General features: G+C 38.6%; 11 protein-coding genes. 6 read left to right on the forward strand and 5 right to left on the reverse strand.

Annotated features, from left to right (window positions below; genetic code table 11):
• Positions 1-424: 424 nt before the first annotated feature.
• From TR08_RS21985 to TR08_RS30465, 5 genes are read left to right on the forward strand one after another with little or no spacing between them, the layout of a single operon-like run.
• Positions 425-1,075, forward strand: a complete 651-nt coding sequence (locus TR08_RS21985) for a hypothetical protein (RefSeq protein WP_045521866.1) — start codon at positions 425-427, stop codon at positions 1,073-1,075.
• A gap of 16 nt (positions 1,076-1,091) precedes the next feature.
• A complete protein-coding gene (locus TR08_RS21990; protein ID WP_045521867.1) occupies positions 1,092-2,228 on the forward strand; it encodes a glycosyltransferase family 4 protein in 1,137 nt (378 codons plus the stop codon).
• Between the two features lie 39 nt (positions 2,229-2,267).
• Positions 2,268-3,257: an aminoglycoside phosphotransferase family protein gene (locus TR08_RS21995; protein ID WP_045521868.1), complete on the forward strand. Its 990-nt coding sequence runs from the start codon at positions 2,268-2,270 to the stop codon at positions 3,255-3,257.
• The gene (locus TR08_RS22000; protein ID WP_045521869.1) at positions 3,254-5,200 is read left to right on the forward strand and encodes a hypothetical protein; all 1,947 of its coding nucleotides are present in this window, start codon (positions 3,254-3,256) and stop codon (positions 5,198-5,200) included. The genes TR08_RS21995 and TR08_RS22000 overlap by 4 nt, the downstream gene beginning before the upstream one ends.
• A gap of 21 nt (positions 5,201-5,221) precedes the next feature.
• Positions 5,222-5,995 (forward strand): HipA family kinase, encoded by a 774-nt coding sequence (locus TR08_RS30465; RefSeq protein ID WP_052427571.1) that lies wholly within the window; start codon positions 5,222-5,224, stop codon positions 5,993-5,995.
• Positions 5,996-6,278: 283 nt separating this feature from the next.
• Here TR08_RS30465 and TR08_RS22010 read toward each other — a convergent pair whose 3' ends face one another.
• The 3 genes from TR08_RS22010 to TR08_RS22020 all read right to left on the reverse strand — a co-directional run bounded on the left by TR08_RS22010 (position 6,279) and on the right by TR08_RS22020 (position 8,320).
• The gene (locus TR08_RS22010) at positions 6,279-6,902 is read right to left on the reverse strand and encodes a hypothetical protein (protein ID WP_052427572.1); all 624 of its coding nucleotides are present in this window, start codon (positions 6,900-6,902) and stop codon (positions 6,279-6,281) included.
• A 235-nt stretch (positions 6,903-7,137) separates the two neighbouring features.
• Entirely contained in the window at positions 7,138-7,587 is a 450-nt protein-coding gene (locus TR08_RS22015) for a hypothetical protein (protein ID WP_045521870.1), read from the reverse strand.
• A 7-nt stretch (positions 7,588-7,594) separates the two neighbouring features.
• The gene (locus TR08_RS22020; protein ID WP_045521871.1) at positions 7,595-8,320 is read right to left on the reverse strand and encodes a YwaF family protein; all 726 of its coding nucleotides are present in this window, start codon (positions 8,318-8,320) and stop codon (positions 7,595-7,597) included.
• A gap of 115 nt (positions 8,321-8,435) precedes the next feature.
• Here TR08_RS22020 and TR08_RS22025 point away from each other — a divergent pair, with 115 nt between their 5' ends.
• Positions 8,436-8,753 (forward strand): putative quinol monooxygenase, encoded by a 318-nt coding sequence (locus tag TR08_RS22025; RefSeq protein WP_045521872.1) that lies wholly within the window; start codon positions 8,436-8,438, stop codon positions 8,751-8,753.
• A 268-nt stretch (positions 8,754-9,021) separates the two neighbouring features.
• Here the strand turns inward: TR08_RS22025 and TR08_RS22030 are convergent, their stop codons facing one another.
• Entirely contained in the window at positions 9,022-12,159 is a 3,138-nt protein-coding gene (locus tag TR08_RS22030; protein ID WP_045521873.1) for an AAA family ATPase, read from the reverse strand.
• On the reverse strand, positions 12,156-13,301 hold the full coding sequence (locus tag TR08_RS22035) for an exonuclease SbcCD subunit D (protein WP_045521874.1): 1,146 nt from the start codon (positions 13,299-13,301) through the stop codon (positions 12,156-12,158). The genes TR08_RS22030 and TR08_RS22035 overlap by 4 nt, the downstream gene beginning before the upstream one ends.
• Positions 13,302-13,353: the final 52 nt, after the last annotated feature.

The following is a 13,353-nucleotide window of genomic DNA, read 5'->3' on the forward strand; positions in this document are numbered from 1 at the left end:
CACTACCTGTCAGCTATACATTTCCGCCACAACGGCATGTTAGGGACTTTCACCCATTAGAGCGAAGCGCTGCCAAGCGCACACTAAAAACCAGAACTTTTTTCTGGTTTTTTTAATGTTTTAATTCAACCAAGCGATAATAGATAATAAGAAAGGTTAGGAAAAATAAATAAAAACATATAGAGTACACGATTTGATACCCATTCTTATTATGAAAAACTCCATCTTTGCGACGAAGCCATTCATAGCAAATTGAAATTATTGTTGCAATGGATATAAAGAAAAAAAACTATTTTCTTAGTGTTTTCGCCAAATTTTTCAGGAGATGGACAAGCGTTGAGTCTCCTTTTCTATCTTTACCATATCTTAATAGTAGATTAATATTTTTTACATTTTTTTAATTTAAAGAGGGAGATGAAGCATTATGCAACATAAGTCTAAGAATTCCGATGAAGCAATGTTAATAAAAGAGATTAACAAAATAAAGGTGACGAAGCCTGAATCTACAGGAATAATCATTCATAATCCGACAGACCTTCCTATCATCATCCAGGAAGAGAAGCGTGTTGTCATTGGCATTGATGAAACTCGTTATGCAGCGTATTTCGAAGAAGAGGAAAAAGCCGAAAAAGAGTTTCAAGCCCTTCAGATGGGAGCGGAACGAGGAATTACTCCAATTGTTTATGAAAGAAGAGGGACTTACGTAGTAATGGAATCCATACAAGCGCCGACTTTAGCTGATTACCTGAAAAACAATCCTTTAACCATTGAATTAATACAAAAGCTTCTTGGTCTTCTCGATGATTTTAAGGCAATTGGTTTTACCCGTCTTGATCACGACCCCGCATTCATTTACTTAATGCCGGACGGCAGTCTTAAGGTAGTAAACTTACACCGCCATAACAAACTACCACCTAAGCAGTTTCCACAGCGAATGATCAAGGGAATGGGTAATCAGGTTACTGTCTTTCTCCAGTACGTAAAAGAATTTGAACCCACTTTGTATAACACTTGGACAAATCATCCTAAGTTCAATGCCACTATCGCAAAAGCAAAGTTAGGTAAAAGTAAATAGGAGGTGCTTGGAATTCATGAAAGTAGCAATGATTAGCTGGGAATATCCGCCGCAATTTTCCGGGGGGTTGGGCATCCACTGTCAAGCCATTGTTCGAGAATTGACAAGCATCGGGGTTAGTGTTGATTTTTACCTCCCTGCGTTTAAGAAACTCGAATTTGATACTCCAAAGGGTATGGTTATTCATCATGTACAGATGAACAAGCCATTCTCGGATTATTCTTATTTAGGAACTGCCATATGGGAATCTGTGATGGATTTCCGGAATCGACTGGATGAAGTATTTCAGCCGGAAGGTATTGATATCATTCATGCGCACGATTGGATGGGTGTATTTGCAGCATCAGGAATCGCCCAAAAATACAAGATTCCCCTCATCTGGACTGTTCATTCTACAGAATATGATCGAGCTGCGGGAAATTCACTTAATCCAGCGATTTTTACTATTGAACAAGAAGCTTTTCTTACCGTGAATCATACGATTTCTGTCTCCCAAGGGACAAAACAAATTCTGATTGATCGTTATCGAGCCGATCCGGATAAAATAACTGCAATCTACAATGGTATTGACGTCTCATCTTTTGAACAGATGGTAAACAGAGATTATCAAAAAATTGAAGGGCATATATTATTTCTCGGTAGATTGACCGGCCAGAAAGCTCCAGATGATTTTTTACAAGCAGCTAGTTTTGTTCTTGCAGAACGTAATGATGTCCGCTTTAAAATAGCAGGGGATGGTGACTTACTCAATAAGTTACGTCTCAAAGCACGCCGCTTGAAAATTGCTGATCGTGTTGAGTTTACAGGCAGTGTCTTTGGTGAGAAATTGCAAGAATGTTACAAAAATGCCATACTTTTTGTTCTTCCAGCCAGATCTGAACCTTTTGGAATAACCGTTTTGGAAGCAATGGCTGCAGGTATCCCGACCATCATCTCGTCCTCAACCGGAGTTGGGGAAATTGTCAAGAATGTTCATATCATTGAGCCGAATCAGCCGAAGGAATTGGCAAAAGCGATCATTCACCTCCTGGACAACCCAGAGCTAAGACAAACCTTAGGGCAAAAAGGTGCTCAAGAAGCACGGACATGGTCTTGGAGCCTTGCAGCAAAGAAGACTCGCCAATTATATTTAAAGCTATTAAACACAAAGTAATAATCTATTTTATTTATTAAGGAAAGGAGTTAATAGAATATGTCAAACGAGACACAACTTCCTGCAATTGAGGATATTATTTCAGCCTATCAAGATTGCTATGGGACAAGCAGACAGGTTCTGCAAGCTGTACTCATTTCCTACACCCCTAAAATACGGAAAATGATCCTAGAATATCTTGTAACCTTCCGTAATCAAGATGGAGAGTTGGAAGAAGAATCATTAATTGGAAAAGTGTATTCTGATCAAAAAAAAGGAATTGAAAGCTATCGGTTTTTGCAATATTTGTGGAACAATGGATTGGGTTCTGACCCTCAGTATACGATAGTACATCCGATCGCTTATTTACAGAAATGGAGATTGATGATTATGTCTAAGTCTCCTGGCAAAACATTGGACGATTGGATACATGATCCAAATATGAATAGCAAGCAGCTAGCCTTTCTGATTTCAGAATGGTTGACACGAATGCATGAGATTCCTCTTACAGAGATCCGCGAAGCGACACGAACACGAGCCAATGCTGACATGAGGCGTTTTTATGAAGATCTTACAGAACGAATACCAAAAGAAAAATCAAGGCTAAAATCTATATATGATAAATTTATTAAAAATTCAGAAAAAAATAGAACAGACGAAACAGTGTTACTTCATGGTGACTTTCATACAAAAAATGTATTCTTGCATGAGGAAAACGTCATTGCGATTGATTTTGATCACCATTTTGCAGGTGACCCCGCCTGGGATGTAGCGTATTTGGCATGTCAAATTCAGGTAAGCGGCTTTTTCAAGAAAGGGAATTTTGATTTTTTTCAACCAATGATTAAGTATTTCATTGAAAAGTATTTTGATGCTCATCCTGCCTACGACAAACAGTCATTTCTTGACCGAATCTCTTTATACAGTGCTCGTTCCCTTTTTGAAAGCCTGCACTATGAATTATGTGTCCTAAATACAGGAAAATTTACCATTATAGATCCTTTTCTTACCAAGTGCGAGCTGTATTTGCAAGGAAAGGGTTATAAATGAGCGGCCCATCCATTCCCATTGCCATCGTTCACCATGCCAATCAATACCTGATCACTAACGGCTACGACAATCGTCCGGGTATCGATGAGATTATTGGGCCTCCTGACGCTACCTCCGGTTTACGAGCAGTATTTGATCTCCATTCCCAATATAACATACCCTTCCACCTCCATATTAGCGGCACGTTTATCGAAGCATGCGCCTGGTTTGATCCGCTTTTTCTTGAAGAAATTGTTGAATTAAGAAAATCGGGATTAGTAGAGATTATTGGTTCTACGTATGCCCAAAATATTATGCCTTTGTTTGATCGCGAACATAATCGCTATCAAGTTGAAGAAGAACTGCGTCTGTTCGAAACGTGGCTTGGATCCGAAATTTCTGAGGTAACGGGATTTTGGGTTCCTGAACGAGTATGGAATACCCAAAAACTAGCTAATGTTCTTACTGATACAAGTCTTCCTAATGGAGGGTTTCAATATGTTCTAGTGGATGACCGCTTGATCTTATCTAATGCTTCACGTGGAAACTTTGATCTTAATCCACGCTTTATTCCCGAACTTTTTGAAGCTCATCGTATTGAAGGGAGTCAAGGTTTAATCGCGCTTCCGCTCTCTTATGAAATGCGTTTATCTGTCCCTCTTGAAACAGAGAAGCATGAACAACGATTAAATATTCTTATGTCGCAAATGCAGCAAGAGATCATTAACGGTCGAGACGTAATTGCAATCTATGGCGATGATATGGAGAAGGTTGCAGGAATTCCTCCTTGGAATCCTCTTGCTGTTGAACATTATCGTTGTTTCCTAGAATGGTTGATTAATAGACAAGATGTTACACCCGTTCTTCTTCAGTCATGGTTGGCTAATCACAAAATTCAACCCCAGCGTCCTATCGGAACTGGTACCTACCGAGAGCTGGCTACAGAGTTTGGAGCTGGTGAAGATTATATGAATTGGGCAAATTCACAGGCTTGGGCTCCTTATCAACGATCCTTGATCAAAACGTGGGAGGAGCTTAAAAAGCTTTCATCTAAGACTAATCCACAGTCTTCATTACTTGTACTAGCACGAAAACACTTTCTTGCTTGTACTTATGAAACAGGTTGGCACGACGCTCCAAACAGTATTCACAGCGATCCAGACAGCAGCGGTGTCCCATTACCCGCTCCTTGGGCACGTGCAGTCGCAAGTCATGTTCGGGCAACCTCAATCCTGATGGAAGCAGTAAAATGGGAAAATGATTGCGATAACTCCAGCCTCATTCATGCTTTTGAAGTTGATTTAGATAATGACGGTCATAAGGAAGTCATATTACGAAATAATGTTTTAGCCGCAGTGATTTCGCCTCGTTTCGGCGGGCGTATCATTTACCTGTTTTTTTATAAAGAAGTTGATGGACAGCTTATCGTTGGTAATCCATCAGACGACTGGAATTGGTTGGAGGAACTAAACGACTTTATGGACGTTCCAATGAATCATCCAGGCGCATTGGCAGATTATGGATTTGAACATGACACATATGAACTTCTTTCTCTCACGATAAAAGAAAATCAAGAAGTTGAGCTCGTGATCGTGAACAAGCAATCAAACAGTGCTGCCTATGGGATGACCAAACACTTTTTACTCAAAAAAGGACAAGGTGAAATCAATATTAAATATGACCATATTCCTTCAAACATTTTGCCTCTATCACTCGATATTGGTTTATCACCAGACTACTTGCGATTATTGCGCGAAGGCCGCTCCGACATTCTCCCTTACCAAAATGAAGACAAGAGAGGGTTTCAAAACGGGAAAGTGATTTCTTGGGTATCCCTAAAGTCAGAGAATATCATTTGGAGGATGCCTCGTATTCCTATTTTCGGACACGGCTTTTGTTTGGGGCTTACAGTCACATCTACCTCTGCTTCATTTTGTCTAGGAGCAGAGCTTTCATCAAATTAGATAAAGGAGGATTTAATTAGTATGAATCAGAACATACATCCTGTTCAGCTGCTGGAAACCTTCTTTAAAGGTTATTCCAAACCTCAGCACATTCTTTTTAGTGATGGTCGCACGTATGTAGTGAAGTTCAAAAATAATCCATCTGGAACGAGAGTTATGGTAAACGAGTACATTGCCGGTAAATTAGGCCAACTTCTCTCCCTTCCCGTTGTACCTTTTGAAGTGGTACAAATAGAAGATGATTTTATTAAGGAGTCTCCAATTCTTTCTAAACACAAGTTCACCTCTGGGAGCCAGTTTGCCAGTTTGTTTATTGACAATTGTATTCAACTCTTAAGGGATTCGCAGAATGAACACGTAAAAGTAAGCAATCGAGATCATCTCGCCTTAATGATGGTATTCGATCTTTGGATAGGCAATACAGATCGTAAAGAGAACAATGTCCTGCTCGAACCCGCTGAGAACGGGGAGTATTATCTCCATATGATCGACCACGGCCGTTGTTTTTCTGAAGCGAAATGGACCGTCAAAACACTAAGGAAAATGCCTAAGGTGGCTGTTAACCTAAACGTTCATAAGTGGTGCGTTTCTTTACTGCAAAGTCAAAACGAGATAAATGCAGCGATTGAAAAAATAATGGCCATTCCAGAAAAGGCAATTCATGATGTAATCAAATCGATCCCTGAGGATTGGGATGTATCGGAAATGGAAAGGGAGGCGCTTGTCACCCACCTTGTTAATGCAAAACAACTATTACCAGAGCTAAATTTACAATCCAAAAAAAAGAAAAAATAAAGGAATAAAGGTTCTGCCTTATGGCAGAACCTTTTCTAGGCTAATAAGAAAGGATAAATTTTTCAAATTTATCCTTTCTTTTCGAGCATTAGTGCACTAAGGAAGGGCTCCGTAAGCATAAGCATCGCAGTCGAAAGGCTGTGCTTTTCGACGAACTCTGTCTCATGAACCGCCTTTAAGGCTCGCCAATCGGTGATTCTTTTAGACAAAATAAAACCTTTCTCTCATAGGTGTTACAGAGTAAATGAAGCGAATAGAATGATGGAAAAACTGTACACTTAACCTATACTTGTCCTTTCACTTTCGTCATTAAATCATGAAAATCAGGTTCATTTACCCAGCGTTTATACCATTTAGGGCTAATTTCTTGGACAAATCGAACGAAATCTTCAGCGTTAACTCCCATATCACCAATTAGTTTTTTTGCTAAGAGGACAGGCTGAGGTTTAATCATGTGAACCACATCAATTACTTTCATTTTCCCATCAGGAACCACATAGATGTGCCGCGCAGAATGATCGAAACGATTGTAGCCTGCTTGTTCAAATGAATCCAATACATCAATAATTTTGGCCGTTAATTCCTTGTCAAGTGGATTCTGGTCTAAATATTCGAAAAGAGTTGGATATTTCAAGTATTCCATAACAATAAAATTTTCTCCCGTTAAATACACCTTTGGACAAATGCCAATATTACCTCCAAGTTGCAATCCATGAAGCTCACGATCCAGGTCTTGTTTCACACAGTAGATTTTCACACAGCGATTTTCATCTATTTGAAAAACAGCCCCTTGGTGTCCTTTTCCCAATAACTTAAAACTTGTTGGGTTATTAATTTCCACACTGCCGGATTGCTTCGATATATGAATTTTATCCAGTTTATCGACAATCTCATTTTCCAAATTCACTCTCAACAGCCCCTTTCATATGTCTGAATATCTGATTACTATATTAGAATATGTTCTAAGTAAGGTGCTTGTGCTAGACAACTCTCTTGACCCGCTCATTAAAATTGGCAGGAGAGAGTTTGTTTTCCAGTATATAAGCAAAAGTATGTGCGGACACAAAAAAACAACACGCCAGATTATGTGCAACAACAAGTCGCACCCCTCTCAGAACCGTACGTGAATTCAAATCTTTCTTTTATTTAATTGACTCTAAGTCCACAACAAGCATTTCTTTTGAGTTATCATCATGTACTTTTTGGGCAAAGTCCATTGCAAGCCGATAATACTTATGTGATAAATCAGTTTTACCAATCATACGTGCTGACCTACTTAATGCTTCATAGGCATACCCAATATAAAAAGGCTCGATATCATTCTCCACACTTACTTCTAAGCTCCGCTCCGCAAAGTAAAATGATCTCTCACCAAGATTTACTACTCCATAAACTCTAGAAAGCTGCCAATACCCAATTGATAGATTTTGTGGCGTATGATCTTCTACCTGGGTCCAATGGTAAAATGACGAATGTGCTAGGTGAATCATTTTCTCTTCATCTAATTTTGTTCGTTCTGATAGTTCAAGATATTCCCAAACCTCATTAAAACAATTTACTGCCATTTGCTTATGGGAAAATGTGGATGTCATCTGTCTGCTACCTTTCTTTTTCAAATCTATCAATGAACCAGAATGGCAAATACAATAACAAAAAGGTTATTAATGCAATGACCTCTAAAGGTATAAGATACAATGGCCATGGTCCTAAATAATCCAAAACGGATGGGTTTACTGGCTTTTCGGAGATATACATATAATTTCCTTCAATAAAATAATTCAATAAAAACACAAAAAAAGTATAAAGATTTAAGTATAAAAAAGCTTTCCACACACTCTTTGCTGTTGGTCTATATTTTTCTACCAATACCATAAATAAATTTGCCACCACGATTCCACCATGCGAAATAAAAAAGTGAACATAACGGAAATGTGGAAACGTATAAGCACTAATATCAGGGGTGATCATTGCCTGCAGAGCGCTTCCAACACCTGCAAAATAGGTAAATTCAAAGAGACTATAGCTCTTAGTAAGCAGTAAAGCTGCAGATAGAAGGATGGAAATACTGCTTAGGTGGAATGGCAGAGAATATTGAATAGTCCACTCCCCTACACGCCATAGCCATACATGCAGACTAATTTCTGAAATAAATAAAATTGCTGCCAATCCTACTCTAACAACGTTATTAAATGGCGGCTTCCTTAGTACTCTTCGAAATAGAAAGATTAAGACAATTACGCCAACTAAAACAAATAACGTCATCCAGTGTGTTTTTGAAAATAAAATAAAGGCATCTTCACCATCTGCTAGAAAATATCTTTCCATCCGATCACCAATGTATTTATGTCATAAATAAATGCACTTCACGAAATAGCGTTTTGTTGACGTTTAATAGTATGTACGATTATGATGATTACTATAAAAATTAGGAGGTTATTACATGTCTGCACTCGTGTTTATGGCACTATATCGTCCGAAACCTGGAAAAGAGAATGAACTAAAAGAAATCCTTAAAGTACATATCCCTGTCCTTAGAGAAGAAGGATTGATAACAGAACGTCAATTATTAACACTACAAGCTGAGGACGGAACTATTATTGAAATAGCGGAATGGAAGTCTAGTGAGGCAATTGACAAAGCACATCAATCTGAAAAAGTAATGGCAGTATGGGATAAAATTGGTGCTGCAGCCGAACTGACAAATCTATCATCCCTTGCAGAAGCCAAGTATCCTTTCCCTAATTTCAAAGCCATCTAAGTATAGTCTAGGTTCAAAAAAACATGAGAGCTACCATGTAAACTCTGTTGTTTTTAATTGAGTGACCGAACTAACTCTTTTTTTCATCTTTCGGTCTTTCCAGTGCTGCTGGAGTGACCATGAACATAACTCTTTTCATTTTTCGGTCATTCCAGACCACCTGGAGTGACCATAAACATTACTCTTTTTATTTTTCGATCACTCCAGACCCGCAGGAGTGACCAGGAACCCATCTCTATTTACGTTTCAGTCACTCCAAACACAAACTTTAATTTGTAAAAATAAATTCTGTCCTACTTCCGGTTTGTCCCGCGATGACTTCTAATCTAATATCGATTCGTTCTTTCAGCTCTGGAACGTGAGAGATGATACCGACCAACCGTCCGCTGCTTTGGATGTCCATCAGTGCTTCAATGGCTTGATCAAGTGATTCAGGGTCTAGCGTTCCAAAGCCTTCATCAATAAACATCGTCTCCAATGAAACTCCGCCTGCATAGTTTTGAACCACATCCGCAAGCCCAAGAGCTAATGATAGAGAGGCCTTAAAGCTTTCCCCACCAGATAAAGTCTTTACATGGCGCTCCTGACCGGTATATTGGTCAAAGACAAGAAGTTCTAAACCACTTTGAACATTCCCTTTAGACCTGTCGGTTTTCCTTAAAAGCTCAAATCGTCCTGCCGTCATTTTCCTTAATCGCACATTTGCTTCCCGCAAAATATCATCTAAAAATGCAGCAAGTACATATCGTTCAAACGTAATTCGATACGTATTTTGACCTTTGGCAATTTCGTGAAGATGTCCAATCAGCTTATAGCGTTCCTCCAACACCTTCATATGCTCATTAATTCTTTCAACATTATTATAGATTTCAAGATTGTCCCGCCTTTTAACAAACAGGTCTGTCCGCTGATTAGTCAGATCCACTAATTCACTAGCTAGATTCTCTAATAACACTTTTAATCCATCAACATCAGGCGTCTTCACATCTTGTAAAAGCTCAGTCAATTCTTTTAAGCGATCTGAAACAGAGCGTAACTCTTCACGATAACTGCGAATTTGACCTTCAAGAATCCGGATGTCATTCTCAGTTTTTTTAGATGAATGATATAGACTGTAGTTTTCAAATCCTTGTTCTGCAAGTTTAGTAACAAAGATTTCTTTCTCTGTTTTAAGCTCATTTTCTTTGCCTGAATGGTGCTTTACCGCGTCTTGTAATCTAGCTGCTTCTGCAGATTGTTTCTCTTTCACTGCTTGTAAACGCTGCTGTGCCTCTTCTAACCTTTTCAATAACAATTCATGTTGTTTTTTTGAAGTTTTTAGTGCCTCTTCGTATGCATCTACGGTACGAAGATTCTCTGGAATCACCTTCATCATTCTGGTTAAATTCGTTTTCTTCTCCGTAAACTGTACAGTCAGCTCAGTTACATGAGCTGTTAACTGTTGTATAGCACTTTTTAATACCGTTTTATCAGAATCATTTTTCTCTAGTTCCATGTTAATTTGATCAAGCATTTTGATTTGATCATTTAGCGTTTTTTGTGCTTTCTGGAGATTATTTTTTCCAGATTGAACCTCGGATTTAGTTACTTGTAAATCAGTTTCCTTAAAATCAACGCGATATGATCGTATTTCCTTAAAAATCTCTTCACAGTTTTCTCGTTGTGTTTTTTCAATAGATTGACTTTCAAAATAGAGAGATTCTGATGCTGCTTTTTCTTTTTCCAAAAAAACTGCCTGCTGCTTTGCAGCTTTAAGGTCCTTTTCATTTGGAATAAGAGCTGCATTTGCTGACGCTGGTGCTGGGTGGTGCTCCGAACCACAAACCGGACATGCTTCACCCGTTGTAAGTCGTGCAGCTATTAGTGATGCTTGGCCATGAAGCCATTTATTCTCCAAATCTTCCACAAGTGCTTTTGCATCCATATACCTAGCAGCTGTATTTTCAAATTTCCCGGAATTCAAATTAAGATCCTGCAGCGCCTTTTGATGGCGTCCAAGGAATAATTCATATTTTTCCATTCTGTCTAATTCTGACTGCATTTTTTCAATCTGGCGTTCATTTTCTATAAACTTCAACTGGCCCTTCTCAATTTCTGCTTTTTTATCCTGCAGATTTTTCATTCGGTCTTCCAAGCCCATGAGACTATTTTCAGCTGCTACTTGCTTTTCCTTCGCATCCCTCAGGGAAGCTTCCACTAATGCTGACTCTTTTACTAAAGCAGTAAAGGAATAAACATCGTCCTTCATATTTATGAGTTGATTAATGGCATCAAGTGCTTTTTGCCGCTCCCCTTCACGCTCGATTTCAGCCTGCCATTGTTGTTCATATTGTTTTGATAAAACATCTAATTTTTCGATTTCACTTTGTATAGATGTTACATTTCCCTTAAGTTGGTCCAATTCACGCTTTAAACGATGGCAAAGCTCTTCTTGCTGTGCCAACAGTGCTGCTTTATGTGCAAGTTGAACCTGTTTTTCTTTTTCAGCAAAAATATCTGCTTGTGATTCTAGTTTTATTTTTTCCTCTTTTAACGCTTCTCTCGTTTGAATTTGTTTTAAAATCGTTTCGGCTTCAAACAGTTTTCCCTTTAAGGTATCTTGTTCCTGTTCTTTTTCTTTTAAGCTTATGACCAATTTTTCAAGCAGGCTTTCCATACCACTGATTTCTTCCTGTAATAACGGCATGATAATCAAATCGTTTACACTGTCTGCTTCTAAATATCCTTTAAGCTCATCGTTTGTTACCGCTTGAATACGGCGGAGATTTTCATATCTAGTCTGAACCTGCATCTCAACAGAATTCTTTAACTCTGTAGATTCAACTTTCAGCCTCTCTTCCACCATCTTATAAATCTGAGTATGGAACAATCGCTGTAAAATAACCTCTTTATCCTTACTATCAGACGTTAATAGCTTACGAAATTCTCCTTGGGGGATCATTAAGATTTGGCGGAACTGATTGCTATCAATCAGCATAATTTCTTTAATTTTTTCTTCTACTTCATTGATCTTGGTTGCAATTAATTTCTTTTCACCGTTCTCATCCCAGCTGTATAATTCCGCTTTGGCTGGTAAGGAAGTAAATCCTTCGCCCTTTTCCTTCTTTTTAGGCTGTTGGGGGAGGCGGGTAATCGAATACACTTTGTTACGGATAGAGAAGTCAAGTGAAACCTCTGTTACTAAATCTGCTCTTGCAAATTGGCTTCGTAATTCAGGTCCATTGCGGTCTTCGCCACTTGCTTTTCCATATATCGCATAACTAATCGCATCAAAAATGGTTGTTTTTCCAGAACCTGTTTTACCTGAAATAACAAACATTGTGCGATTACCAAGCTGAGTGAAATCAATCGTTTCTACATCTGCATAAGGACCAAATGCCTGCATGGTTAGTTTTAATGGTCTCAACGTTTACCCTCCTCACGTAACACTTTTTCGATCACATCTGCCATTACTTCTTTTTTACCAGTGGAAAACTCTGACGTGGTCATCTCGGTATAAAATTGTTCAAACAAGTCAAGTTCTGATTTTTTCTCACTTTGTGTAATATTGAATGATTGCTTTTTCTTTAAATCCGTAATATCTATTTTCCGTTCAAGATGAAGTACATTCGGATATACCTGTCGTAATTTATTTATCGGATCAAGCAGTGCCCCTTCATCAAGTAAGGTAATTTTCATATAATCATGTAATCTTTGTTTTTCATAAAAGAAAGGATCTAGCAGCTCCTCAAGATGTCCCTCAAGTTCACGCATGTCATGTGTTGGATTCAGTGATCGATAACGATGGGAGAAGTTCCCTTTTTCATCCATTTCTATAATTGAAATCGATTTATTTTGCTTCGCTTCTGAAAAGGAATACTTTAATAGGGAACCTGAATATTTTACTTTTTCATGTTTGATTGCATCCGGACTGTGTAAATGACCTAGTGCCGTATAGGAGAAAGGTTCGAAAAGCTCTGCACCTACACAACCAGATCCCCCAACGGATAAAACACGTTCGGAGTCTGAAGTCTGCCCGCCTAAGACAAAGGCATGTCCCACCAATACATTAGGCTCATTGGGATTTAAGTTTTCCTCCATTTTTCCAATCAGTGCTTTCATCGCATCTTGATGGGAATGAATTGAATCATCTCCAAGAAGTTGACGAACCACTCCAGGTTCAGCAAAAGGTACTAAATAAAAATTAACTCCGTTTACCTGTACGGGCTTAAAGCTGTTCGATAGCTTACCAGACAAGTAGAAATGGCTGTGCTTATACCATGAGCTTCCAAATGACAATCTTTCAGCACTGTCATGGTTTCCAGCAATCGCTACAACAGGTGTTTTCAGCTCAACATTGATTTTAAACAGTATTTCATCTAATAATTCAACTGCATCGGTTGGCGGAACGGAACGGTCATACAAATCACCGGCAATTACGACCGCATCCGGCTTTTCCTCTGCAACAATATCTATAAATTGATTAAGTGCTTCCCGCTGGTTTTCTGTCATATAAACACCATGCACTAATTTACCTAAATGCCAGTCCGCCGTATGGATAAATTTCATTTATTTTCACCCCATCTTTTTTTAACTCATAAATACTATTATAGCAAAATAC

Source organism: Neobacillus niacini (assembly GCF_000759675.1).
GTDB classification, from domain to species: Bacteria; Bacillota; Bacilli; order Bacillales; family Cytobacillaceae; genus Neobacillus; species Neobacillus niacini_A.

What these genes read in the sequence shown, in the direction of transcription:
- TR08_RS21985 (WP_045521866.1), top strand. Translation starts at nt 425, where the DNA reads ATGCAACATAAGTCTAAGAATTCCGATGAAGCAATGTTAATAAAAGAG.
- TR08_RS21990 (WP_045521867.1), top strand. Translation starts at nt 1,092, where the DNA reads ATGAAAGTAGCAATGATTAGCTGGGAATATCCGCCGCAATTTTCCGGG.
- TR08_RS21995 (WP_045521868.1), top strand. Translation starts at nt 2,268, where the DNA reads ATGTCAAACGAGACACAACTTCCTGCAATTGAGGATATTATTTCAGCC.
- TR08_RS22000 (WP_045521869.1), top strand. Translation starts at nt 3,254, where the DNA reads ATGAGCGGCCCATCCATTCCCATTGCCATCGTTCACCATGCCAATCAA.
- TR08_RS30465 (WP_052427571.1), top strand. Translation starts at nt 5,222, where the DNA reads ATGAATCAGAACATACATCCTGTTCAGCTGCTGGAAACCTTCTTTAAA.
- TR08_RS22015 (WP_045521870.1), bottom strand. Translation starts at nt 7,587, where the DNA reads ATGACATCCACATTTTCCCATAAGCAAATGGCAGTAAATTGTTTTAAT.
- TR08_RS22020 (WP_045521871.1), bottom strand. Translation starts at nt 8,320, where the DNA reads ATGGAAAGATATTTTCTAGCAGATGGTGAAGATGCCTTTATTTTATTT.
- TR08_RS22025 (WP_045521872.1), top strand. Translation starts at nt 8,436, where the DNA reads ATGTCTGCACTCGTGTTTATGGCACTATATCGTCCGAAACCTGGAAAA.
- TR08_RS22035 (WP_045521874.1), bottom strand. Translation starts at nt 13,301, where the DNA reads ATGAAATTTATCCATACGGCGGACTGGCATTTAGGTAAATTAGTGCAT.